General features: G+C 64.1%; 15 protein-coding genes and 1 pseudogene. 10 read left to right on the forward strand and 6 right to left on the reverse strand.

Annotated elements, in window-relative coordinates:
* Positions 1 to 3,491: 3,491 nt before the first annotated feature.
* From trxA to NFC73_RS09325, 5 genes are all read right to left on the reverse strand, one after another.
* On the reverse strand, positions 3,492 to 3,818 hold the full coding sequence (gene trxA / locus NFC73_RS09305) for a thioredoxin (protein ID WP_058930642.1): 327 nt from the start codon (positions 3,816 to 3,818) through the stop codon (positions 3,492 to 3,494).
* Between the two features lie 37 nt (positions 3,819 to 3,855).
* A complete protein-coding gene (gene trxB / locus NFC73_RS09310) occupies positions 3,856 to 4,812 on the reverse strand; it encodes a thioredoxin-disulfide reductase (protein ID WP_254749563.1) in 957 nt (318 codons plus the stop codon).
* 249 nt (positions 4,813 to 5,061) lie between these two features.
* Positions 5,062 to 6,621 (reverse strand): protein kinase family protein, encoded by a 1,560-nt coding sequence (locus NFC73_RS09315; RefSeq protein WP_254749564.1) that lies wholly within the window; start codon positions 6,619 to 6,621, stop codon positions 5,062 to 5,064.
* Between the two features lie 181 nt (positions 6,622 to 6,802).
* Positions 6,803 to 8,911, reverse strand: a complete 2,109-nt coding sequence (gene murJ / locus NFC73_RS09320) for a murein biosynthesis integral membrane protein MurJ (RefSeq protein WP_254749565.1) — start codon at positions 8,909 to 8,911, stop codon at positions 6,803 to 6,805.
* A gap of 90 nt (positions 8,912 to 9,001) precedes the next feature.
* Positions 9,002 to 9,502 carry an NUDIX hydrolase gene (locus NFC73_RS09325; protein ID WP_058930646.1) on the reverse strand — a complete coding sequence of 167 codons (501 nt, stop codon included), beginning with the start codon at positions 9,500 to 9,502 and terminating at the stop codon, positions 9,002 to 9,004.
* A 207-nt stretch (positions 9,503 to 9,709) separates the two neighbouring features.
* Between NFC73_RS09325 and NFC73_RS09330 the strand changes: the two genes are divergently transcribed.
* From NFC73_RS09330 to NFC73_RS09360, 7 genes are all read left to right on the forward strand, one after another.
* Positions 9,710 to 11,218, forward strand: a complete 1,509-nt coding sequence (locus NFC73_RS09330; RefSeq protein WP_254749566.1) for a CCA tRNA nucleotidyltransferase — start codon at positions 9,710 to 9,712, stop codon at positions 11,216 to 11,218.
* Complete coding sequence (locus NFC73_RS09335; RefSeq protein WP_254749567.1) at positions 11,215 to 11,799, forward strand: histidine phosphatase family protein; 585 nt, start codon at positions 11,215 to 11,217, stop codon at positions 11,797 to 11,799. Before NFC73_RS09330 ends, NFC73_RS09335 begins: the two co-directional genes overlap by 4 nt.
* 624 nt (positions 11,800 to 12,423) lie before the next feature.
* Positions 12,424 to 12,579 (forward strand): hypothetical protein, encoded by a 156-nt coding sequence (locus NFC73_RS09340; RefSeq protein WP_254749568.1) that lies wholly within the window; start codon positions 12,424 to 12,426, stop codon positions 12,577 to 12,579.
* A gap of 59 nt (positions 12,580 to 12,638) precedes the next feature.
* Positions 12,639 to 14,105 carry a glycosyltransferase family 87 protein gene (locus NFC73_RS09345; RefSeq protein WP_254749569.1) on the forward strand — a complete coding sequence of 489 codons (1,467 nt, stop codon included), beginning with the start codon at positions 12,639 to 12,641 and terminating at the stop codon, positions 14,103 to 14,105.
* A complete protein-coding gene (locus NFC73_RS09350) occupies positions 14,098 to 15,537 on the forward strand; it encodes a phytoene desaturase family protein (protein ID WP_254749570.1) in 1,440 nt (479 codons plus the stop codon). Before NFC73_RS09345 ends, NFC73_RS09350 begins: the two co-directional genes overlap by 8 nt.
* A gap of 149 nt (positions 15,538 to 15,686) precedes the next feature.
* Positions 15,687 to 17,675 carry a penicillin-binding transpeptidase domain-containing protein gene (locus tag NFC73_RS09355; protein ID WP_254749571.1) on the forward strand — a complete coding sequence of 663 codons (1,989 nt, stop codon included), beginning with the start codon at positions 15,687 to 15,689 and terminating at the stop codon, positions 17,673 to 17,675.
* Between the two features lie 100 nt (positions 17,676 to 17,775).
* Entirely contained in the window at positions 17,776 to 19,458 is a 1,683-nt protein-coding gene (locus tag NFC73_RS09360; protein ID WP_254749572.1) for an ABC-F family ATP-binding cassette domain-containing protein, read from the forward strand.
* Positions 19,459 to 19,504: 46 nt separating this feature from the next.
* Here NFC73_RS09360 and NFC73_RS09365 read toward each other — a convergent pair.
* Positions 19,505 to 20,749: pseudogene (locus tag NFC73_RS09365) on the reverse strand (IS110-like element ISArsp3 family transposase).
* 427 nt (positions 20,750 to 21,176) lie between these two features.
* Here NFC73_RS09365 and NFC73_RS09370 point away from each other — a divergent pair.
* Genes NFC73_RS09370 through NFC73_RS09380 form a run of 3 tightly spaced genes read left to right on the forward strand, consistent with a single transcriptional unit; the run spans position 21,177 to position 24,699 of the window.
* Positions 21,177 to 21,950: a DeoR/GlpR family DNA-binding transcription regulator gene (locus tag NFC73_RS09370; protein ID WP_254749573.1), complete on the forward strand. Its 774-nt coding sequence runs from the start codon at positions 21,177 to 21,179 to the stop codon at positions 21,948 to 21,950.
* Positions 21,947 to 23,173: an MFS transporter gene (locus NFC73_RS09375; protein ID WP_254749574.1), complete on the forward strand. Its 1,227-nt coding sequence runs from the start codon at positions 21,947 to 21,949 to the stop codon at positions 23,171 to 23,173. The genes NFC73_RS09370 and NFC73_RS09375 overlap by 4 nt, the downstream gene beginning before the upstream one ends.
* A 29-nt stretch (positions 23,174 to 23,202) precedes the next feature.
* The gene (locus tag NFC73_RS09380) at positions 23,203 to 24,699 is read left to right on the forward strand and encodes a bifunctional phosphatase PAP2/diacylglycerol kinase family protein (RefSeq protein WP_254749575.1); all 1,497 of its coding nucleotides are present in this window, start codon (positions 23,203 to 23,205) and stop codon (positions 24,697 to 24,699) included.
* Positions 24,700 to 24,765 lie beyond the last annotated feature (66 nt).

The following is a 24,765-nucleotide window of genomic DNA, read 5'->3' on the forward strand; positions in this document are numbered from 1 at the left end:
TTGCTGTGCAGCAGTTTGAGACAGACGGAGCTGTTCGGAAGGTTCGGACTCGAGGGGGCAGCGGCCAAAATTGCAAGCACGTCAGATCATGGCTCGGCCGAAGATGAATCAGCTAACCAGGCGGACAGCAGTCTGGTTTAGGAGAAAGAAGATCCCCCAAGATTATGATTCCTCGGCCCACTGTTCATCATCGTGTGCGGCAAACCTGCCACAACAAGAGATGGAGCCAGTACAGTCTTGGGCCCGTAGGTGTGGATTAAGCGGTGGATATCACGGTGGATATCGCTGTGGATAACTTTGTGGATAGATTCCTTAGTGGCACACATCACGAAGAGATTTGGCCCACACGAGCGGATCCTGCAACGAGCGGTCAGCGTGAGCATTGGATAGCGCCTGCAGTCCCGTTTCACGTGAAACACTACCAAGGCCGATTCAGACTCTTTTTCGGGACGGAAAGCGACTTCAATAGTTGGATTTCCGGCGATTTCTCCAGTCCCACGTGAGCATGCGCCTCGTCCGTGGTAGTTGCCCTGGGAGCAAAGCCAGCTTGTTGGTGTCGGCTGAATTAAAGGACAACACTAGTGGTACTGCATCCACGATTTGCGGGCAGGTGGATAAGCCTGTGGATATCGGTGTGGATAACCTTTGGGGATAACTTTGAAGTCGGTGGACATCAACGCGATGGAACCCTCCAGTCGAACCGGACAGTCACACCTCGGATGGCTACGATTCCGTCGCCCGCTGACATTGGGCACCTACTCTATGTCATTGGCTGGAGTTGGTCGGGCACCTAGGTTCCGCCGTTCGAACAGGAAAGTCTGCATTGGCCAGCTGATTCATAACCCGCCCCTAGGATGCGTTCGCAGCTGGGTGCCCGGTGCCTTGCTCCAACGCGCATCCCATCGGCACAGGCCGACGCGTGTCGCTTCGGTCGGGAACTGCAGGGCGGACTGACATGTTGTTGACCGGGCAATCGGTTCCTATACCGTCCTTCGTTGACGACCGGGCAGGTGGCTCTGGTATGGTGCTTCGCTGATTGGACGGCTGCCGTAGCGATCTTGCCAATAGAGATGTGCGTGGGGGCGGAGCTGTAGTGCCCATTTGGGCACGGGCAGGTAGACGGCGGTCGCCTTCTTCCAGACCAGGTTCAGTCTGACTGTCCCCCATCGACGCTGCAGACCAGGGGCCGTGGGCGAAGGCCGAGCCTTCACGTTTGCGTCCATAGGGCCCGGTGGCAGGATTGAGGGCGCCCGGCAGTTTAGAGAATTCCTGCGGTGAGCAGAGTATTCCTCGTCTGCCTGGGTTGTGTAGGGGTGGTCCGAGTGTCTACGAAGTGTTGGTCGTGGCGCTACTAGCTTGACGTGGGGATGCGGCTATCTGGTAGTTGGCCTCTGAAGATGGCGTCCCGCACATACGAAGCCGGCGTCCTTGGCATGCCGTCTCGGAAAGGCTGGGAGGAAGATTTCGGTCAGTCGGTTTCACGTGAAACAGTGTCTGGCCATCCACGTAGTGGTCAGAGGGGCCGGACTGTTTCATGTGAAACAGTCCGGCGTGGAAGAACAGCCGCGTCCCTATTTCCGTCTTTGCCGGCCCGCACCCATGGCGAACAGGACGTCTCTTGTATGGCCCGCGAATACGAGTACGGCGTCGTTGTCAAAGGATGAGGCCGCAACACATGTGCGTCGAGACCGTCGCTGCAGGCGGTCGAGAGCTAAATCAGGCTTGTTCAATCTCCGCATGTGCTGCCTCTTCAGCTATTGGCACTCATGGATACGTCGCACAATACGACGATTGATCCCGAATGGACCCACCAGAGCGGCCAGTACAATTTGAATGCGCGACGCGTGCCCTGTCCGAACGGCCTCTCCATCACTATCCGACGCTGCAGGTATCGGCTAAGCGCTTGGTGAGACTCCGGGCCGACGGTTCCGACTTCGTCCGCATGCTCGTCTGTGCTGGAGGTTTCCCAGCGCTGCGTGAGTATGCTCCCGGGGGTCGCTGAATCTTGGATCGCGCGCGCTGCTGTGTCGATATGCAGTGGACAAGACTGGACTGTTGCAACTGGTCAGGCTGGCACTGAACTGGATACCGACGTGGCAGGATAGCAACGTGCTGCGATTTGGCGACGAGACTTGTGCGCATTTCTGACGTGGATCCATTTTCGAGAGAGGGCAGTCAATTACGAGGGGACGCCGCCATTTGAAGTCGGGGACCTATTCCAATTGCTCGTAACCTTGCGTTATGGGAGAGACCGGACATCCCAGGCGCCCTTGCCTTCTCCGGCCGGCCCCGACACCCCCCGACGAGCGCCGACTCCCCCGACCACCGGCGTTGCGTCTGAGCAATCCGTGGAACCTCGATTTTCGAGGCATCAACCACGAGAATCGGCGTTTGATTCAGACCATGGACGGCCAGCGAGACTGATACGCCGACCTGGTCGGTGTGCTTCCGGTAGTCTGTTGCTCCGGTTCCATTGTCCCCCGCGTCGTGAAACGGGCCGTGAAAGTCACTAGGCCACCGAATCCAATTGGTATTCGCCGCTCCTAGTTCGATCTAATCTCTGAGTTCGCCGCGGCTATTCTCCTCAGCGAATGGATGGGACGCAATACGGCTACATCGCGTGAATTCGATACATGAGGCCTGGCTCGAAGTTGCCATCGGGCAGGCCTATGGGAACTGGAGGGAGCAGACTCACGCAGTCTTCGCAGTGTTTCACGTGAAACATAGCCCGGGGTACGCATGAGTGCGCAGTGTTTGTCCGTCACGAAAATGGAAGTCTGGGTTAGTTGTTTTACCGTCGTGAGCCGAACTGAACCCAACTGAATTCAAGGATGTCGAGCCGAATCGCGGCGGCATTGTTGTGCCGCAAGGGAACCCGGATGTAAGGATTAGCATGCACTGACGCTGAAGATATTTTGTCGGCCCGCGACCCTACGCCGCTCGGCTTGGCGAACGGTGGATGTTTCACGTGAAACAGTGCACTCAGTCTTGCGTCGGCGGGCATTTTGAGTCTGGTAACGATCTGGAGTCCGGGAACCCTCTGCCTACTGTCGGTGAACCTATGCCTTCTTATCGCGGTTCGCGGGCCGAAGCCCACGAGGACCGCACGTTCTGCGAAGATTCTCACAGTGTCGTACGCCAATTCCTCACGTGAGCGAGGCCAGAAGTACGAGGCTCTGCATCTCGATCGCCAATGTTTCACGTGAAACAGGAATCCGAATCCGGAAAGGCGAACTCCAGGACGGCGGCGGGGACGTCTGACCGGAATTTGCGGCTCACTAGCCTAGCCCCTATAAGTAAGACACCCAGCTCTGCACTGGTCTCCAGGGGCGACTCAGAGCAATTAGTGAGGTTCGGAAACAAATGACGGTTGATGCAATGTTGTTGCGCTTCAACGGGCTCGGTCTTAAAGACGCGTGGCCACCGCTTCAAGGAAGCAGTGGCCACAGGCCGGTGTCGCTGGTCTTATGGGACCGAAGTCCCCTACCTGCTTAGGACAGGACGTCCGCAAATTCCTTTTCGAAGAACTGCTTGGGCCTCGCACCGATAACAGTGCTCTTCACTTGGCCGTCCTGGAAGAGGTAAACGGCGGGGATGGACGTGATTCCGTACTCGGCGGCGATGGCGGGGTTGTCGTCGACGTTGAGCTTGACCACATTAACCTTCTCGCTGTATTCCACCGAGATCTCGTCGAGGATGGGTCCCAGCTTCCGGCAGGGGCCGCACCATTCAGCCCAGAAGTCCACAATTACCGGCTTGTCGGCGGACAGTACGTCCGCAGCAAAACTTGCATCTGTTACGTCTTTAGCGTTGCTCATAACCTTGTCTCTCTCTTCGAACGGCGGGTACGCGAGATTACGCGTGAAGGTCTGCGAGGTAGTGTTCCACGTCGATCGCGGCAACACATCCGGAACCGGAGGCCGTGATGGCCTGACGGTAGGTGGGATCAACAACATCGCCGGCGGCGAAAACCCCAGGAATGGTCGTCTTGGAACTCCGGCCCTCGACAGCGATGGTACCGGCTGCCGTGATCTCCAGGGAGTCCTTGACCAGGTCGGTGCGGGGGTCGTTTCCGATGGCGACGAAAACGCCGGTGACGGCGAGGTCGGACACGGTACCGTCCTGGAGGTTCTTGATCTTGAGCCCGGTGACTTTGTCCGTTCCGATGACGTCGTCAACGGAACTGTTCCAGATGAACGAAATCTTGTCGTGGGCCAGGGCACGGTCCGCCATGATCTTGGAGGCCTTGAGTGTGTCGCGGCGGTGAACAACGGTGACCGACTTGGCGAACTTGGTCAGGAAGAGGGCTTCTTCCATGGCCGAGTCTCCTCCGCCGATAACCGCAATGTCCTGGTCCTTGAAAAAGAAACCATCGCAGGTTGCACACCAGCTGACGCCGTGGCCGGAGAGGCGCTTTTCGTTCGGGAGGCCCAGCTCACGGTAAGCGGATCCCGTGGAAAGAATGATTGCCTTCGCGCGGAAGGTTTCCCCGGTTCCGATGGTGACAGTCTTGATGTCGCCGTCGAGGTCCAGTGCTGTGACGTCCTCGAACTGGATGTCCGTTCCGAACCGGGCTGCCTGCTTCTCGAAGTTCTCCATGAGGTCCGGCCCCATGATGCCTTCGGGGAAGCCAGGGTAGTTTTCGACGTCGGTGGTGTTCATCAGTTCGCCGCCGGCGGTGACTGATCCGGCCAGAAGCAAGGGCTTCAGGTTGGCGCGCGCCGTGTAGATAGCGGCGGTGTACCCGGCCGGGCCCGAGCCGACGATGATGACATCACGTACTTCGGACGCGGTGTTTTCTGCGTTGCTCACTGGACGGTGAACCTCTTCCTTAGTCGATGCGCCGGCTTTTGCGGCCGGCCACATGGCACAACTGAATCTAGGTGGTGAATATTCCGGGCGCCGCGCGAACGGAGGAACCATCAGCGGCCATAACCCCGTCACCTGGACGGGACGCCCTACCAGATTACCGTCTGAAAACAGCTGAGCCGCGTCTGTTACTGCGGAGCAATGCTCCGGGCAGAACAGTCGCGGCTCAACGGGAACGACGCAGGTGTGGTCCTACTGGATCTTGATCTCCGCCAGGCGGATGCCAAAGCCGTAGCGGGTCTTCGGGGCGGCCAGCTTGGGAAGCGTCTTGATGGACACGATCACGTACTGTGCCTCCACCGGCTCGGCCAGTGGCATGGTCAGATCTGTTGACGTGAAGCTGTTGGTCCCCACCAGCTTGGCTCCGTCCAATGACGGACGGTCATTGGTGAAGACACTGAGATTGCCGCCCGAGGCTCCGAGCTGGGTCAGGGTGATGGATGAAACCTTCGCCGGATTCTTCAGCTTGACGAACAAGGGCACGCCATCGGTTGCGAGGCCGCCCCAGCCCTCGGTGGCAAATTCCATGTCTGACCAGTAGCTGGCTGCGTTGCCGTCAAACGCCTTCACCAGATCCACGTCATAGGTGCCTGCGAAGTCAAAATCCCCCTGGCGGGTGATGCTTTCGATTGCAGGCGGTGCCGCCGGCGGTGCGGAGCTCGGGTTTGGGGAAGCTGACCCGGAGTTTGGCACCGTGGAGCCCGTCGAATTGGAGGTCGGGGCGGCCTGGGGGCCAGATTTGAATAGACTGCCCAGGTTGGTGACCGCAAAGACCAGCCCGGCAATCAGCACCACGGCAAGCAGCCCGCCCACCAGCCAGCGCATGGAGCGGGGCTCACGCTCGGGCTCGTCGTCGTCGTAATAGTCATCCGTCCCGCCGGAAGGCGGTACGGCGGCCGCCGGAGACGCTTTCCGGGCAAGCGACGGGAAGGCGCCCGCTGCGCGATCGGAGCGTTCCGGCGCTCCGGAGACCACGGATTCGTCGTAGCCTGCGTCGTGGGAGCCGCTGGAATAATCGTCCTCAGACCACAGGGAAACCTTGGGCGAATCGGAGCCCGCGCCGGCCCTGGGCTCAGCCGGACCGGAAACTGGCCGGTTCTCCGCAGCCTGCACCGGTTGCGGCGCAGTGACGTGCTGATGTGCGGCAGTGGCGCCAGCAGCGGCGGCCCCTGCTCCAACGGCTCCGGCATTTGCAGGCCCCGACGCCGGACGTACCGCCGGGCGGAGCGGCGGACGGGCCGGAACAACCGGGGGTACAAACGGCGGGGCAACCGGTGCGGCCGACCGGTGGGGGTCACCCTGGCTGGGGTGATTGTCCGAATATTTGATATATCCGGCGTCGACGTTCTCTTCGTCGTCGTACGGTTCCGGTTCGTGTGAACGCACCTGGCCGAAAATTTCGCTTCCCAGGGTATCCGTGAAGAACGGCTCGACGTAAGGCGCGTCGGAGGCAACCACGAGGTCCAACAGGTCTGCCGCGGACGTGTGGTTGGTGATGAGGTACGTGGTGGCCTCAGTGACCCCAAGGTCCAGGACCTGGACGTTGCCTGGGCGCTCACCGGTAGCCACCTCGCGGGCGCTCTGGGCCACCTGTTCGGTGTTGTCCGGGCCGGCGACCAGAATGCTGACCGGTCGGTTGAGAACCTGGTCCACCCCGTCCAGCACCAGATCCTGGTCGTGTGAGGTCAATACCGTGGCTGTGACCTTGTAGCGGCCGCCGAGTACTGATCCAACGTCGATCGGGTGGGACACGTGTTCCTCCTAGACTGTCCGGGAATGCCGGCGTAGCTGATGCCACCGCCGGTCAGAAACCGGCCAAAAGCCAGCCGGCGAGCCGGTCTGCGCTTGCCTGCAACTACCCCTGTTCACTGTCGATCCTAGCCGATCGGCCATGGCCGCCGTGGTCGACAGGCAACCAAAAACCGCGGGAAGATCACTTTTTTCGAGGTCGGCGCGGCCTGAAATGGGGGTTCTGTCCGGCCTGGCCCTGGAACGTGCGCCGGCCGGGAAGGGGAATCTCGTCCCGCAGCAGCCCGCCCCGCGCTGTGCCGGGCACGTCCTCTGCGGGAAGGTATCCCGCGGCGGTTTCAGTGCCCCCGTTAGCCACCGCCTCAGTTTCCCCTTGTGCGCCGTCAGCCGGCGCCGTAGGCGCTGCCTGGCGTTCCGGTACGGGACCTGCGCGGAAGGAGGTGGCGTCGAATTCGCCGGAAATCCGGGGAATCAGGCCGGTGTCCACCGAGACCGTGGCGCGTTCCGGCGTCGGACGTTCCGTTCCGTAAGCGTCAGCATCCGGAGCCGACGACGGCGTTCCCCCGGTGCCGCCCGAAGGTCCTGTACCGCGCCCCAACCGTCCCAGCAGGGGGCGCATGAGGTCGCTGAGTTCCGCGACGCGGAAGATCTTGAGCAGGAAGAGATAGGTAACCAACATGATGGGTCCGACGACGATGACCGTCACCAGCGCGGCGGGCCGGCCACTCCAGGCGAACCCGTCCGCGCTGTAGCTGCCCATCAGCCACAGGGCACCGGCGCCCGCCATCGCGGAACCGAGCGCCGCATAACCCATCCGGATATAGGAGTTGGCGATCCGCGGCCCGTCGAGGTGGCCCAGGAGCCGGCGCAGGAAGAAGGCGCTGATCACCACGGAGAGGATGTTGCCGATCATGTAGAGGATGGCGATCGCGTAGATGACCTGGCCCACGGGCAGGAACTGGATGGCGAAGGCGCCGGCCACATAGACCACGGCGAGCAGCAACTGGATATTGAAGGGCGTGCGGGCGTCTTCATTGGCGTAAAAGACCCGCGACATCATGAAATTCGCGCTCATGAATGGGGTACTCAGCGCCAGGATAGTGAGCGTTTGGGCCAGCATCACGCCGTCCTGCTTTTCCCCGCCGGAGAAGAACATGCCCAGGGGGCCTGCCAGCGCGAACAGGGCAAGGGCGCCAAAAACAGTGGCCACGGCCATGGTGCGGAGGCCGTGGGACAGCGCGTCACGCAGCTCGGCCTTGTTGCCGTCCTGCGAGGCACGGGTCATCCGGTTGAAAAGGACCGTCGCCAGGGACAACGCAATGATCGAGTGCGGCAGCAGATAAAGCTGGCTGGCCACTTCCAGCACGGCGTTTCCAGGCAGGAAGTCGGCGGCGGGGTCCCCCGCCTGCTCAAGGCGGAGGCGTTCGGCGCCGGGAATGGTGGCGATGCGCATGACGTAGAGGAACGCAAGCTGCCCGACGGCGGCGGTCAGTAGCGTCCAGACGCTCAGCCTGGCGGCCTGGCCCAGTCCAACGCCCCGCCAGCCGAACCGCGGGCGGAGGCCCAGCCCGAGCCGGAACACAGGGATCAGCAGGATAGCCGTCTGGGCCACCACCCCAATGGTGGAGAAACCCGCAACGAAGAGCGTCTGGGTGGTGCCCCAGTTGTCCAGAGTGTGGGGGTTGGCCAGGTTCTCGCCGAAGATCCAGATGAACATGCCCAGGCCGCCAATGGCCACCAGGTTGTTCATGATGGGCGCCCACATGGCCGGTCCAAACGCGCCGTTGGCGTTGAGGACCTGTGTGAGCAGGGCGTAGAGGCCGTAAAAGAAAATCTGGGGCAGACACCAGAAGGCGAATGCTACTGCCAGGGCCTTCTGCTGGGGCGAATAACCCTGGGTTGTCAGTTCGATGACCCACGGCGCTGCAAGGGTGACCAGGGCAGTGAGGCCCAGGAGGAGCAGCACAGCCAGCGTCAGCAGCCGGCTGATGTAGTCCGCTCCCCTGTCCGGGGCCTTGCTGGCCTTGATGATCTGCGGGACAAGCACGGCGTTGAACACACCACCGGCCACCAGGAGGAAGATCAGGTTGGGCAGGTTGTTGGCGTTGATGAACGTGTCGTTAACCGTGGAGCCGAGGCCCAGCGCTGCACCCAGCATCCAGGTCTTGCCGAAGCCCAGGAACCGGGATACCAGGGTGCCTGCGGCCATGATGGCGCTGGACCGGGTTTCACTCGAGGTTTCGCTCGGGGCGGCGCGGCCTGCTTTATCGGAGGGGGGATTGGTAGCTGACATCGAGTTCATCGTCTCACCCGGACGCTGTTTGTACCGCAACGGACAGGCCGTATGCCGGAGCAGGCATATGCCACTCCGGCGGATGCAGCCTTAGAGGTGTTCGGGCAGGACGTCCCGGGCCAGATCCGCGATGCGGCGCTCATTGGGGAACGAAAGCTTCCGTGCGAGTTCCTTGATGGGGACCCAGGCGACATCCACGGCTTCGTGGTCCGGATCGTTTTCGATGGTGAGTTCGCCGCCGGTGGCGCGCAGCAGATAGTGGTGCACGGTCTTGTGCACGCGGTGCCCGCTGACAGTGAACCAGTAGTCGATGCTGCCCAGCGGCGCCAGGATGTCGCCCTCGATACCGGTTTCCTCGGCAATCTCGCGGACTGCTGCCTGCTCGTTGTCCTCTTTGCCTTCAGGATGGCCCTTGGGCAGGCACCACTCCAGCCGTCCGCCCCTGTTAAGGCGGGCGATGATCGCAACCCTTAGTTCGCCGTCGGACGTGTCCACCACAACGCCGCCGGCGGAGATTTCCTCCACCGTAGGCAGCGAGGCCGGGGCCGAGTGCAAGACAGGCGCGACGTGGGCACCAATTGCCGACGGCAACGGTGCGTTTGTCCTCCTGCCGGGAGCGCTCGGTACGGGATGGGCCATGGAGTCCACTCTAACGACTCTTGTCCGATCATGATGACCTGAACATGACATCAAAGTGGACTGCGTATGACGCACTTTGAGGGGCTGGAGGCGAATAGGCGCGATCTTGAGGAGAATTTGGCCTGCCAAGCCGCTGGTTTCTGACAAGCTTAAGTAACTATGGCGCACGCACATCACAAGATTGATTCCAACACCGTCGATTTCCAGGTGGACCCGGTGGTCCTGGAGCTCGGGCAGCGCTTTGTCGACGCCGGCCACGAGCTGTCCCTGGTGGGCGGTCCGGTACGGGATCTTTTCCTGGGACGCACCTCGCCGGACCTGGACTTCACCACCGACGCCAGCCCGGACCAGACAGTTGCCCTGATCAAGAAATGGGCGGACAACTTCTGGGAGATCGGCCGCGCGTTCGGGACGATCGGGATGCGGAAAGCCGGCTTCCAGATCGAGATCACCACGTACCGCGCCGAAGCTTACGATCCGGAGTCGCGCAAACCCGTAGTGGCATTCGGCACCTCACTCACCGACGATCTCCTGCGTCGCGACTTCACCATCAACGCCATGGCGCTGCGGCTGCCCTCCCTTGAACTTATTGATCCGTTCGGCGGCGTCCGGGACCTCAGCGCCTCTGTCCTGGCGACGCCCGGTTCACCCGAGGACTCCTTCTCCGATGATCCCCTCCGCATGATGCGCGCTGCCCGGTTCGCATCGCAGCTGGGTATTTCCGTGCACGACGACGTGCGGCTGGCCATGACCCAGATGGCCGAGCGCATCAAGATCATCTCGGCTGAACGGGTCCGTGATGAGTTGGTCAAGCTCATCTGCGGTGCGAACCCCCGCGTCGGCGTGGACCTGCTGGTGGACACCGGCCTCGCCGAGTTTGTGCTGCCTGAGGTGTCGGCGCTCCGGCTGGAATCCGACGAGCACCACCGCCACAAGGACGTCTACCAGCACTCCCTTCAGGTCCTGGAACAGGCCGCCGCCCTGGAAACGGATGCCGACGGCGCCGTGCCGGCCCCCGATTTTGTGCTGCGGTTCGCAGCGCTGATGCACGACGTCGGCAAGCCGGCTACGCGGCGTTTCGAACCGGGCGGCGCGGTCAGCTTCCGCCACCACGACATGGTGGGGTCCAAGCTCACGGCCAAACGGATGAAGACCCTGCGGTTCGACAACGACACGATCAAGGCCGTGGCCCGGCTGGTGGAGCTGCACATGCGTTTTTACGGCTACGGCGATGCCGGCTGGAGCGACTCGGCCGTCCGCCGCTACGTCACGGACGCCGGCCCGCTCCTGGAACGGCTGCACCGGCTGACCCGCTCGGACGTCACCACCCGCAACCAGCGGAAGGCTGAACGGCTCGCCTTCGCCTACGACGACCTGGAAGACCGGATCGCCGTACTGCGCGAGCAGGAGTCCCTGGACGCGGTCCGTCCCGACCTGGACGGCGCCAAAATCATGGCCCTCCTGAACCTCAAACCCGGACCCGTGGTGGGCCGTGCCTACAAGTACCTGCTCGAGGAGCGGATGGAACACGGACCGCTGCAACCGGACGACGCCCAAGCGAGGCTGCTGGCCTGGTGGGCAGAGCAGCCCGAGGCGGCACCCCCGGTTCCGGAAACAGACGAACCTCCCGCCGCCGTCGAACCTTCCCCGAACGAGGAGTCCAAATGACCAACCCGATGACCACGCCCCGCCCGCAGCTCTGGATCCTGCGCCACGGTGAGACCGAATGGTCCAAGAGCGGGCAGTACACCGGGCTCACCGACCTGCCCCTGACCGTGGAAGGCGAGCAGCAGGCCGTAGAGGCCCGCAAAGTGCTGGACCAGGTGGACTTCGACCTGGTCCTGACGTCCCCACTGCGCCGCGCCCGGCGCACAGCCGAACTGGCAGGTTACCCTGACGCACAGCACGAGCCGCTGGCCGTGGAATGGAACTACGGCGACTACGAGGGCATCAGCTCGGACCTGATCCGCAAGGACAACCCGGATTACCTGATCTGGACGCATGGTGTGCCCAACGGCGAATCCCTGGATCAGGTGGCAGCCCGCGCCGACAAAATTGTGGCCCGCGTGCTGGAATCCGGGCTGGACAACGTACTGATCGTGGCGCACGGGCACTTCTCCCGGATCCTCACCGCGCGCTGGCTGGAACTGCCGCCCGCCGAAGGCCGCCATTTCATCCTGGGAACCGCGAAAGTCTGCACCCTCGGCTGGGATAAGCGGACCCCGGCCATTGTCCGCTGGGGACTCTAACGGCGCATTAATAAACTTCCTTGAAAAAATTTGCGAATTAAGTGGCGCATTGCTCTATTCGTAGGGTAATTTTATTCCTGACCCCAGAGCGTCTTTGCCGGGGTCGCGGCGCGCGTTGTCTGGCCAGTCAGCCGAGACAGCGGCATAACGGAAAAGGAGGTTGGGAAAATGATTACTTTGACTAGCGGATGGAAGATGACCATCACCGCGAACCCGGCCTCTGCTGCTTTTGCGCGCCGTCATAATGGAGTGTCTGCCTCCTAACCTTCCTGCAACTGATCCCGCCCCGCGGGGGGGGGGCGTCACCTGCAATGAGGTATGTCCAGGCCACCTCCTTCTCGGATGGCTCGTGCTAGCTAGCGGCTCGCCTCAGGCGACGCCTGCTGGAAGTCTCCTGTCGGCGTAGCTTCTGGGCTGGTCCGCGCGGCGCCGCAGCATCCCCATAGTTCGGAACTCAAGCTTCTTTGTTGGGGTCTGCACCGCCGCTGCAACAGGGTCCTTATTCGCATTCGCGAACAATTCATAACCACCGGGCATTTCCATGCCTAATTCTGCCGTTATTGCTCCGACATTAAATGGCTCTATTTGTCATGCCCAATTACACGCCGAAAGGAGGTGACCACCATGATCAAAAGAATCAAGAAAGCACTGTTCTTCCTGCGGAGGCCTGTCCGGGATTCCGTCCGCGATGACCGCCGGGAATTCAACGGGCAGCTGCTGGAACGGCAGCGCGAAGACGTTTTCGTCCTGTTGCACCAGCAGATGGGCGGCATGAACTGAGGCGAGGGCCAGGAATGAAGTCCAACGTCCGGCAGGGCGTCCCGGGTAAGCTCTCAGACATGCAGGAGACGAAGCCACCGGCGCACCCACGGCGCGCCCGCTTGGTTGTTCCGAGCCGCAGCGACCTGCTGCTTAAGAACTTCACGGAACTGATCGGCGGGCCGATGGGTGCCCGGTCGGCGCCCGGCCTCGTCTCCCCCGGCGTTTTTACCGTGGAACGTGTCCTGATCATCCTGACCGTCGTGGCGGCGCTGGCCGGGCTCGCCGTCAAGGGCTACTGCCGGGCCAACGGCTGGTCGAGCCCCGGCCAGTTCTATTCCACGTGCTATTCCGACTTCCCGGAATTCTTCCGCAACCGCGGCCTGGGGGACGGCACGTTCCCGGTCCTCAGCCCGGGATCCCTCTTTGAAGACCCCGTCCTGATGGGACTCATTGCCGGCGTGACTGCCTGGATGGTCCCGGGTCAGGGCATCAGTGACGCGCGGATTCTTGGCTACTTCGACGTTAATGCCACCCTGGTTGCAGCCGTATGGATTGTCACCGTGCTGGCCACGGCCCGGATGTCAGAGCGGCGCCCCTGGGATGCGGCCATGGTGGCGCTGGCACCTGGCATCGTGCTGGCCGGAACCATCAACTGGGACATGTGGGCCGTGGCGTTGTTGGCGCTGGGGATGCTGTGTTTTTCGCGGGAAAGGCTGGTCCTCGCCGGCACCCTGATTGGCCTCGCCACAGCGACGAAGCCCTATGCCGCCCTGGTTCTCGGAGCAGTCCTCCTGCTGGCCCTGCGGACCGGACGGATCCGCGGGTTCCTTGTCACGGCAGGCGCCAGCGCAGCGGCCTGGCTGGTCATTAACGTGCCTGTCGCGGTGGCCAATCCGTCCGGCTGGGGGTACTTCTTCAGGTTCACCGAGACGAGGGAAGCCGGCTACGGGTCCCTATGGTTTGCCTACAACCTGGTGGCCCGGCGGCTGCGCTGGCCAGTGCTGGATCCCGCAACCATCAACTGGCTGGCGCTGGCCGCGTTCCTGCTGGCCTGCACCATGATTGCCGCGGTGGCGCTGACAGCAGCACGCCGGCCGCGGCTGGCCCAGTTGGCGTTCCTCATCGTGGGTGCTTTTGTCCTGACCAGCAAGGTCTATTCGCCGCAGCATGTCCTGTGGCTCATCCCGCTGTTGGCGCTGGCCCGGCCGCGGTGGCGGGACTTTCTTATGTGGCAGGGCGTTGAAGGCCTGCACTGGGCAGCCGTCTGGATGTACCTGGGCCAAGTGGCCAGCCAGGGCCCGACCCAGCACAATATTGACATGCCCTACTATGTCCTGGCCGTGGCAGCACATATGCTTTCAACGGCATATTTGATGTTCCGGGTTATATGGGACATCCGCGATCCGGACTACGATCCTGTCCGCCGCCATCACCTCGATGATCCACAGGGAGGGCCGTTCGACGGACTCCCGGACTGGTTGCGTTTCAGCCCCAGCCATCCCGCGCATGCGGTGCTCCCTTGGCGGGCGAAACACCATGCCTGATGTCGCCGTCGTCGGGTCCGGACCCAACGGGCTGGCTGCAGCCGCCGTAATGGCGCGCGCCGGCCTCTCCGTCGAGGTCCACGAGGCGGCGGACACCATCGGAGGCGGTACCCGCACCGCCGAACTGATGCAGCCGGGGCACCTCCATGACATCTGCTCGGCCGTGCACCCCATGGCGCTGGCATCACCCTTCTTCCGCGACTTCGAGCTGGCACGCCGGATAGACCTGGTGGTCCCGGAGCTTTCCTTCGGATCACCGCTCGACAGCGGACGGGCGGCCCTCGGATATCACAGCCTCGAACGGACGGTCCAAGGCCTGGGCCGGGACGGCGACGCCTACCGCCGGCTACTTGGCCCGCTGGTTGACCGTATTGACGGCGTGATGGATCTGACGCAGCACCAGCTGATGAGGATCCCCCGGGATCCCCTGGCAGCGGCGCTTTTCGGGCTGCGGACACTGGAGCAGGGATCGCGGCTGTGGAATGCGCGGTTCCACGAGGACCTTGCGCCCGCACTGCTCAGCGGCGTGGCCGCCCATGCGGTTTCGCAGCTGCCCTCACTGGCCTCTGCGGGCGCCGGGCTCATGCTTACCGCACTGGCCCATGCCCAAGGCTGGCCGATTCCGCTGGGCGGATCGGCCTCCATTGCGGCGGCGCTGGAAGCCGACATCCGTGCCCACGGCGGCGTGATCCATACGGGGGCGACGATCGAGAGCCTCCAACAACTCCGCGGCGCGCGGGCCACGCTGCTGGACGTGGCCCCACGGGGCCTGCTGAACATTGCAGGCGACAGCCTCCCGGTCAGATACCGGCAAGCCCTGGAGGCGTTCCGCTATGGGAATGGTTCCTGCAAAGTGGACTTCATCCTGTCCGGACCCGTTCCGTGGGCAGCGAAGGAACTACGGGACGCCGGAACAGTGCACCTCGGCGGCACGCGTGCTGAACTGGCCCGTGCCGAGAACGAAGTATCCGCCGGGAAACACCCGGAGCGCCCCTACGTCCTGGTGGCCCAGCCATCACGGTTCGACACGGGCCGGGCGCCGGCCGGCCGGCAGATCCTGTGGGCATACTGCCATGTGCCTGCCGGATCAACCCGCGACATGGGCGAGGCCGTCACCGCGCAGCTGGAGCGCTTCGCACCCGGGTTCCGGGATGTGGTGATGCAGGCCCGGGTGACCACTGCGGCCGAACTGGCCAGCTACAACCGGAACTACGTGGGCGGGGACTTCAGTGCCGGCATCATGGATGTGCGCGGACTTATCCAGCGCCCTGTGGTCTCCAGCGTTCCGTGGCGGACGCCCGTGCCCGGCGTGTATCTCTGTTCCTCCTCTACACCGCCCGGCCCCGGGGTAACGGGCATGCCAGGGTTCTTCGCCGCGAAACATGCCCTGAAGGACATATTTGGTCTTGGGGTCCCTTCGCTCGGCCTTTGAACCCCGCCTCTCTGCCGGCGCGAACGGACACTTAAGCCCCTGGCGGCGGTGCTCAAGTGTCCTTTCGCGCAAATCGTTGGGGCGCCAAGTGTCCGTTCGCGCGATATGTGTGACGGCAAGTGCATTCCAAATCGGGGCATAATAGCGCCGTGGGGAACTCAAAGAAACTATCGCTTGCCATAGCTGGACTCATCCTCGGCGCCTCATTGGTTGCCTGCGACGACGGCAGAGGGGGTGCCGAAAGCGCGGCCAAGCAGTTCGCGTCCGCTCTTTCCACGCTCGACGTCGGGTCGGTCGCCTTTGATGGCAAGGACTCCGGGGTGGCCCAGCAACAGGTCCAGGACGTCTTCAAGGCCCTGGAGCCGGACAAGCCCACCGTGTCGGCCGGCGAGCTCACCCTGGACGGCGACACTGCAACCGTTCCGCTGGACTACACCTGGAAAATCGGTACCGGGGAGTGGAAGTACACGGTCTCCGCGGAGTTCACGAAGTCAGGGGACAAATGGCTGGCGGTCTGGAACCCGGCAGCCCTGGTCCCCGGACTCGCCGACAGCGAAATCCTCAGCAAGGGCACGCAGTCGCCGCAGCGCGCCGATATCCTGGGCGCGGGTGACGCGAAGCTGGTCACGTACCGTCCCGTGGTCAATGTGGGGATCGACAGAATGCTTCTGGGATCCGCGGACGCCGCCGCGTCAGCCACCAAACTGGCTGAACTGGTGGGCGTGGATCCCGCCGCCTACGCCCAACAGGTTGCGGCCTCCGGTGCCGAGGCGTTCGTCCGGGCCATCACTCTCCGTGATGAGGGCCGCACCGTCACGGACTCGCAGATCACGGCCATTCCGGGCGCCCGCGCCATCCCGGAAGCCCAGCCGCTGGCACCCAGCCGCACCTTCGCAAGGGCAGTGCTCGGCACCGTCGGCGAGGCCACGGCCGAGCAGATCGAGGCGTCCGACGGCGTCCTGACCGCCGGCGACGTGACTGGCATCGGCGGGCTCCAGCAGCAGTACGACGTGCAGCTCCGCGGCACCGACGCCGTGGTGATCCGTGCCCAACGGGCCGACCTGACCCGCGAACAGATCCAGGCCACCGGAACGGATCCCCGCAGGGTGGTCTTCGAGATGGCCCCGACCCCGGGCACGCCACTGAAGACCACCCTTGATCCGAACCTCCAGTCACTCGCCGAGAGCACCCTTGCCGGTGTAGGCCCGGCGTCGGCCATCGTGGCGCTCCGCCCCTCCACAGGGGCCGTTCTCGCCGCGGCCTCAGGCCCCGGAAGCAACGGCTACAACACGGCCATGCTGGGCCAGTACGCGCCCGGGTCAACCTTCAAGATCGTCGATTCGCTGGCCATGCTCCGCAACGGCCTGACGCCCGATTCGAAGGTGGAATGCACACCCACCCTTACGGTGGACGGCCGGACATTCAAGAACGCGGAAGGTTACCCGGAAACGTCTCTGGGGTCCGTGGCACTCCGCGATGCCTTTGCCCACTCGTGCAACACGGCGTTCATCGCTGCGCGCGACACAGTCACGCAGGCCCAGCTCGAGGCCGCCGCCGTCGCCATGGGCGTGGCGGTGGAGGCCCCCGCGCTGGGCGCCGCGGCCTTCCTGGGGTCCGTTCCGGGCGAGGCTGCGGGCACCGAACATGCCGCCTCGATGATCGGCCAGGGCAAGGTGCTCCTTTCCCCGCTGGCGGCGGCCATCATGGCCGGTTCCGTGGGCAAGGGATCCCCCGTCTCACCGCAGCTGGTCCTGAACCCCGACGCGGGGGCTGCCGCGGCAGACACCTCCGGCGGGACGACCGCGGAGGCCGCGTCGCCGTCGTCGACCGTTACACCCGAGGCGCCGTCCAAAGCGTCCGGCCAGCCGATCACTGCCGCCGAGGCCGCGGCACTGTCCGACATGATGCGGGCGGTGGTCACGTCCGGCCACGCCGGCTTCCTGTCTACCGTTCCGGGCGCGCCGGTCGGCGCCAAGACGGGCACGGCGGAGTTCGGCAAGGAGAACCCGCCCAGGACGCACGCCTGGATTGTGGCTGTCCACGGTGACCTGGCAGTGGCTGTGTTTGTCGAGGACGGCGGACTCGGAGCCACCACGTCCGGGCCGCTGCTCAAGCAGTTCCTGACCGCCGCCGGCTAGCGCCCCCGAGTTTTTGTCCAGATAATGCGCGCAGAACTCCGGCAAAGTCGGATTATCTGGACAAAAAGCCGGGTAGGGCTGGCGTGGGAAGATTGATGGCGTGGCCCACATAGACATTTCCGGCATTGACTACTTCCTCTCCGATGGCACCCAGCTGCTCAACGGCGTGACTTTCAAGGTCCCGGACGGTACCAAAACCGCCCTGATCGGCCCCAACGGCACGGGCAAGACCACCCTCTTCCGGATCATTTCCGGCGACCTCGTACCGGACGAAGGTGTGGTCGGGCGCTCCGGAAACATGGGCATCATGCGCCAGTTCGTGGGCCAGGTCCGGGACGATTCCACCGTCCGGGATCTGCTGGTATCCGCCGCTCCGCCGGCCCTGGCCGCCGCGGCCAGGGAAGTGGACGAGGCCGAGCTCGCGATGGTGGAGCACGACGACGAGCCCAGCCAGATGCGGTACGCGCAGTCCATCGTGGACTGGGGAGATGCCGGCGGTTATGACGTGGAGACTGTCTGGGACGAGGTCTGCATGGCCGCGCTAGGACTGCCCTTTGACCGCGCACAGCACCGCCCGGCGTCGAGCCTTTCCGGCGGCGAGCAGAAGCGGCTGGTGCTGGAGGCCCTGTTTGCCGGACCTGACCAGCTCCTGCTCCTGGACGAACCGGACAACTACCTCGATGTGCCCGGCAAGCGCTGGCTTGAGGACAAGCTCAACGAGTCCAAGAAGACTGTTTTCTTCATCAGCCACGACCGCGAGCTGCTCAACAATGCCGCCGGCCGCATCGTGACCCTCGAACCGGGCATCAACGGAGCCGGCGCCTGGGTGCACGGCGGGGGCTTCGGCTCCTATGTCGACGCCCGCGCCGACCGGAACGCCCGCTTCGAGGAGCTCCGCAAGCGCTGGGACGAGGAGCACGTGAAGCTCAAGGAACTCGTCAACATGTACAAAAACAAGGCGGCATTCCGCTCCGATATGGCCAACCGCTACCAGGCCGCCCAGACGCGCCTGGCCAAGTTCCTCGAGGCCGGCCCGCCGGAAGCGCTGCCGATCGAGCAGAACGTGCGTATGCGCCTGAAAGGTGGCCGGACCGCGAAACGGGCTGTCGTGGCTGAGAAACTGGAACTGACCGGGCTGATGAAGCCGTTCTCCACCGAAGTGTGGTTCGGGGACCGCGTGGGTGTGCTCGGCTCCAACGGCTCCGGCAAGAGCCACTTCCTGCGCCTGCTCGCCACGGGCGGGACGGACCCGGAACGGGAACACCTTCCCGTGTCCGACGTCGATATTGCCGAAGTGCCGCACGAGGGGACCGTGAAGCTCGGCGCCCGTATCCGGCCCGGCTTCTTCGCCCAGACGCACGTCCGTCCCGACCTCCTGGGCAAGACCCTGCTGGAAATCCTGCACCGCGGCGACGAGCACCGGTCCGGCCTGGGCCGCGAGGCTGCCGCAGGCGCATTGGACGGTTATGGCCTGGCGTCGCAGTCGGAGCAGAAATACGAATCGCTCTCCGGCGGCCAGCAGGCACGGTTCCAGATCCTGCTGCTGCAGCTCTCGGGCGCAACGCTCCTCCTGCTGGATGAGCCCACCGACAACCTGGACCTGCATTCGGCCGAGGCCCTGGAAAAGGCCATCGACCACTTCGAGGGAACGGTCCTGGCGGTCACCCACGACCGCTGGTTCGCCCGCACCTTTGACCGGTTCCTGGTGTTCGGTTCCGACGGCCGCGTCTACGAATCCGCCGAGCCTGTCTGGGACGAAAAGCGGGTTGAGCGCGCCCGCTGACGCTCTCTGACATGAAAATTAGGTGAGTGCGGTGGGGTGAGCGGTGTTATCCGGTCTGTTGCAGGGGTTCGAGAATGACTTGATAGCCGAGGGATTCTAGTTGTCTGACGGCCCGGGCCATGGTTTTAACGGGTGTCTGCCGGGTGAAGTAGTCGGCGCCGGGGTCGTTGTAGAGTTCACCGGTGGTGAGCATGTGCCACGCTGCAGTGAGGATGGAGTGTTCGACGGCGACGAGGGCTTTGGCGGGTCCGCGCCGGGAGGCAATGCGCCGGTATCTGGCACCGAGGTAGGTGTTCTTCGATTTCGCGCAGGACAGAGCAGCGATGCCCAGGGCACCTTTGAGGTACCGGTTGCCGGGCCGTATTTTGGTGGATTTGACCCGTCCGGCGGATTCGTTGGATCCCGGGGAAGTACCGGCCTAGGATGCCAGCTGCCCTGCGGTGGCGAATGCGCTCATGTCGGCGCCGGTTTCGGCGATGAAGATTTCCGCGATGGTGGTGCTGAACCCCGGGATGCTCACGAGGAGCTCCCGGGCGAAACGAAAGGGCTCCATCGCCGCCTCGATCCTGGCGCTGAGGTCGTTGATATCGGCGGTGTGGGCATCAATCCGGTGCAGATAGAGTCCGGTCATGTAGCGGTGGTGTTCGGTGAACCGGCCGTTGAGGGCTTGGGTGAGTTCAGGGATTTTGGACCGCAGCCGGCGTTGGGCCATCTCCGCCAGGGCCGCGGGGTCGGTCTGCCTGTCGATGAGTGCTTGGAGGATCAGTCGTCCGGAGACCCCGGTGATGTTCGAAGCTACCGAGGACAGTTTGATGCAGGCGTCCTCGAGGAGTTTCTCCAGGCGCTGGATTTCCCGGGTCCGTTCCTGAGTGATGATGGTCCGGGCCCGGGTCAGGTCCCGCAGTTCACGGATCGGAGGCGGGGGCACGAAGGAGGCCCGGACCAGCCCGTGGGCGCCCAGGTCGGCAAGCCAGGCAGCGTCGGAAACGTCGGTTTTGCGGCCCGGGACGTTTCTGGCGTCATGGGCATTGACCAGGATGATGTTCAGTCCGTCGTCTTCAAGCAGGTAGTAGAAGGGGCGCCAGTAATCACCGGTGGCCTCCATGACCACCAGATCCACGTGCTCGTCCAGCAGGTGTTCCTTCAGCCCCAGGATCTGCCCCGTCATCGAACCCCAAGTCGTGACGGTGGATGTGGTGGACCGGCCGCCGCGGCCCTGGATGCGGACACAGACCTTCGCGTCCTTCTTTGAAATATCGACACCCGCGCAGCGCGGGTGAATGACCTCCATGAGAGCTCACCCTTCCTCGAACAGTCCAACAGATGGCGTCTGTGTCCCGGGGAAGGCGGATAAACAACAAATCTGACATTCGTGCTCAACGGCAACATTCCACGGTCCCGCGGACAAAAGCTGCGCCCTCCACCACCAAACTCACTTACAGGCTCACCGGCACTAAAGAGAGACCGGGGTCGACCGGAACACACTCTTCAGTCTGCTCCGGCAGCCCAGACACCGCAAAGGTTCCCCACAGCAGTACATTTTCGGCCCCCACGGCGGAGCGAAGCGCCCCTGAGAAACTCACTTCCTGCGGGTTTTCGGCCGACGCTCTCTCACTTTCTTGAGGAAAGTGAGAGAGCGATGGTGATTTTCTTGCGTTAAGTGAGAGAGCGTCCGGTAGTGCTCTGTTCATATGATCAAAAATTGCTATCATATGAGCATGAAGACTGAAGAGCGGCACCGCCTGATCGGGGAGCTGCTTCGCCGCAAAGCCGAAGTCTCGGTGGAGGAGCTGACCCAGGCGTGCGACGCATCGGGCGCCACCATCCGCCGCGACCTTGAGCTGCTCGCATCGCATGGAGTGCTGCGCAGGGTCCATGGCGGTGCCAGGAGCCTCATTGCCGGCGGCGAAAACCCGGGCTACGGCCAGCGCGAACTCGAAGACCAGGCCGTGAAGGCCAGGATCGCCGCCGTCGTGGCAGGCCTGCTGGGAGATCGCGAACGCGTGTGGCTGGACAGCGGCACCACAGCCACGGAAATTGCCCGCGTCCTCCGCGGGCGCGAACTGACGCTGATGCCCATGTCCATGCGCTCCCTGACGACGGTCACCGACGACGACCCGCATGCCGGCCAGCGTCCCGCCCTGCTGCTCCCCGGCGGAAGCCTGGTTCCTGGCGAGCTCTCCTTCCGCGGCCCGCTCGCGGAAGCCAACATCCGCTCCCTGCGCTTCGACGCGGCGGTGATCACCCCCTGCGCCCTGAACCTCAGGGACGGTCTCCTGGCCCATGATCTGGAAGACGCCGCAGTGAAGCGGGCCGGACTCGAATCCGCGGCGCGGGTCATTGTTGCCTGCGCCGGCGCCAAATGGAACGCCACCGCGATGGCCCTGGTTGCCCCCTTGGACGCCGTGAACGTGATAGTTACGGACAAAGACCTGAGTGCGGACGAACTCGCACACCTCAACGAGCTCTCGGTGGAAGTAGTCAAAGCATGAGCATCAATACCAGCACGACGGCCGGACCGTCCCTCAGGGCAGCAGCCGCCGCCACTTTTGTGGTCTTCGGGATCAACGGCTTCGTCTTTGCCAGCTGGGCCGCCAGGATCCCCGCCGTCACTGAGACGCTGCACCTGACGTCCGGCCAAATGGGCACGCTTCTGCTGTGCATCGCCGTCGGCTCCCTGCTCGCCCTTCCGACGGCGGGACTTGTGGTGGGGAAGATCGGCACCGCCAATGCCGTGCGCACAGGCGGTCTGCTGTCAGCCCTGGCCGGGGTGGGCATTGCCCTTTCCCTGTCGGCGCAATCGGTCCCGGGCACTGCCGTTTCGCTGTTCTTCTTCGGCATTGGCGTCGGGCTGTGGGACGTTTCCCAAAATATTGAAGGAGCCGACGTCGAGCACAAGCTTCGGCGCACCATCATGCCGCAGTTCCATGCGGCCTTCAGCGGCGGGGCCTTTGTGGGGGCACTGATCGGCGCGGGCCTCTCGACGCTCGGTATTGGCCTGCCGGTGCACCTGCTGGTCATCGCCGGTGTCGTAGTGGCGGTGGCGCTCGTGGCGCCCCGCTATTTCCTCCCCCACGCGGCCCTGGCCCCTCCGGTCGAAGGTGAACCGACAGCTGCGAAGGGGCCATCGGCCTGGCGTGACGGACGCACCCTGCTGATCGGCGTTGTGGTCCTGGGTGCGACCCTCACCGAAGGCGCCGGAAACGACTGGATCGCCAAGGCCACTGTTGACGGCCTGGGCAGTTCGGAATCCACCGGTGCCCTGATGTTCGCCTTGTTTGTCCTGGCGATGACGGCGATGCGGCTCTTCGGCGGCCGTGTGATCGACATCTACGGCCGCGTCGTAGTGCTCCGGGCCAGCATGGCCGCGGCCACGGCGGGTCTGTGCCTGTTTGTGCTCGCGGGGAACATCTGGCTGGCCGGGGTTGGTGCTGCGCTGTGGGGCGTGGGCTCCGCGCTGGCCTTCCCCATGGGAATGTCAGCAGCCGCCGACGATCCGAAGCATGCGGCCGCGAGGGTCTCGGTTGTATCCACCCTGGGGTATGTTTCCTTCCTCGCCGGCCCGCCGTTGCTGGGCTACCTCGGCGACCTCACGGGAATCCACCTGGCCCTCCTCGCGATCCTCGCCCCGATCCTGGTGGCACTGCTCCTTGCCGGCGCCGCGAGGCCCCTGCCCTCCAAGCCCCTGCCCGCCATGCCCCAGTCCTCCAAGTAGTGAGGACCCGCCGGTTATAGGGTGGGGAGATGTACAGAGCGTGGCGCAAGGGACCGGGCTGGATCAGCCGCTTTGACCGGCATCTTATCCGCGGCGTGTCGTCGTTCCCGGGTGGAAACCACGATGATTTCTTCCGGCGCCTCTCCGCCTCCGCCACCCACGGCAAGCTGTGGATCGGGGCAGCGGCGATTATGGCCGCCTTCCCCGGAAAGCCCCGCCGGGCTGCCCTGCACGGGCTGATCGCCCAAGCGGTGGCATCGGCGGTGACCAACGTGGTGTTCAAGACCCTGTTGCCGCGGGCACGCCCGCTCCCTGAGCATCTGCCGGTTTTCCGGTTCGTCCATCCGCAGCCCACCACTTCGTCCATGCCATCGGGGCATTCGGCCTCAGCCATCGCCTTCGCGCTCGGCGCCGGGCTGGTCAAGCCGGTTGTCGGTGCGGCACTTGCGCCGGCGGCGCTGGGGGTGGCCTACTCCCGCGTCCACACGGGGGCCCACTGGCCCTCGGATGTGTTCTTCGGTTCGGCGATCGGCGCAGGGGCGGCGCTTGTGACCCGCAAGTGGTGGCCCGTCCGCCCACCTTTTCCCGGAGTATCGCGCACCGCAACCCAGGCCCCGGAGCTGCCGGGCGGTGAAGGCCTCAGCATCGTGGTGAATACGCTCGGCGGCTCCTTCACCGAACAAACGGCAGGCGCTCTCCAGGAAGTATTCCCCAAGGCGTATATAAAAACGGTGGAGCTGGGAGAGAGCCTGGAGGAGGCCATCCAGGCCACCGCTTCCCACCCGGACACCCGTGCCTTGGGCGTGTGGGGCGGCGACGGTACCGTTGGCACCGCCGCCGCCGCCGCCGTCGAACATTCCCTTCCCCTGCTGGTGCTCCCGGGCGGAACGCTTAACCACTTCGCGAGGGACACAGGGACTGCGAACCTGAAGGACGCTGTGGAAGCCGCGGCCGCAGGTGAGGCCGCGCGGGCCGACGTCGGCATTGTGACCGTGGAGCGCGGGCTGGCGGTTAACCCGGAGACAGCTGACCTGGTCATGCTGAACACGGCCAGCATCGGCCTGTATCCCAATCTGGTCCGGCGCAGGGAACAACTGCAGCCGGCCCTCGGTAAACCGCTGGCCGGCGTGGTGGCAATGTTCCGGACGTTCGCCGCGGGAACACCCACCACCCTGACCGTGGACGGCGTCCGGCACAAACTCTGGATCGCGTACATCGGACGCGGGCGCTATTTCCCTCGGGACCACGCGCCCCTGTCGCGGCCCGTGATGGATGATGGCGTCCTGGATGTCCGCATGATCACCGCCGACGAATCCTTTGCCCGGCTCCGGCTCCTGTGGTCGGTGCTGACCGGCACGGTGGCGACGTCCCGGATCACCCATCTACGGGAGGCTACCGAGGTCCGGATTGAGTCGGAGGGCTCCCCCCTGGCACTGGCGGTCGACGGCGAGGCGCTGGCGGGCGTGCGCAGCGTCCGGATCCGGGTGGAACCGCGTGCCTTGACCTACTACTCGCCCCGCACCTAAGGCTGCTGCGCCCCCTGAGGGGACCCCTGATCATCCGTGCGGACTACCCTGATTCGACCCTGAATC

This window comes from Pseudarthrobacter humi, from assembly GCF_024294965.1.
Taxonomy (GTDB): Bacteria; Actinomycetota; Actinomycetes; order Actinomycetales; family Micrococcaceae; genus Arthrobacter; species Arthrobacter humi.

What these genes read in the sequence shown, in the direction of transcription:
- NFC73_RS09350 (WP_254749570.1), top strand. Translation starts at nt 14,098, where the DNA reads ATGCCTGATGTCGCCGTCGTCGGGTCCGGACCCAACGGGCTGGCTGCA.
- NFC73_RS09375 (WP_254749574.1), top strand. Translation starts at nt 21,947, where the DNA reads ATGAGCATCAATACCAGCACGACGGCCGGACCGTCCCTCAGGGCAGCA.
- NFC73_RS09380 (WP_254749575.1), top strand. Translation starts at nt 23,203, where the DNA reads ATGTACAGAGCGTGGCGCAAGGGACCGGGCTGGATCAGCCGCTTTGAC.
- NFC73_RS09340 (WP_254749568.1), top strand. Translation starts at nt 12,424, where the DNA reads ATGATCAAAAGAATCAAGAAAGCACTGTTCTTCCTGCGGAGGCCTGTC.
- NFC73_RS09370 (WP_254749573.1), top strand. Translation starts at nt 21,177, where the DNA reads ATGAAGACTGAAGAGCGGCACCGCCTGATCGGGGAGCTGCTTCGCCGC.
- murJ (WP_254749565.1), bottom strand. Translation starts at nt 8,911, where the DNA reads ATGTCAGCTACCAATCCCCCCTCCGATAAAGCAGGCCGCGCCGCCCCG.
- NFC73_RS09335 (WP_254749567.1), top strand. Translation starts at nt 11,215, where the DNA reads ATGACCAACCCGATGACCACGCCCCGCCCGCAGCTCTGGATCCTGCGC.
- NFC73_RS09330 (WP_254749566.1), top strand. Translation starts at nt 9,710, where the DNA reads ATGGCGCACGCACATCACAAGATTGATTCCAACACCGTCGATTTCCAG.
- NFC73_RS09345 (WP_254749569.1), top strand. Translation starts at nt 12,639, where the DNA reads ATGCAGGAGACGAAGCCACCGGCGCACCCACGGCGCGCCCGCTTGGTT.
- trxA (WP_058930642.1), bottom strand. Translation starts at nt 3,818, where the DNA reads ATGAGCAACGCTAAAGACGTAACAGATGCAAGTTTTGCTGCGGACGTA.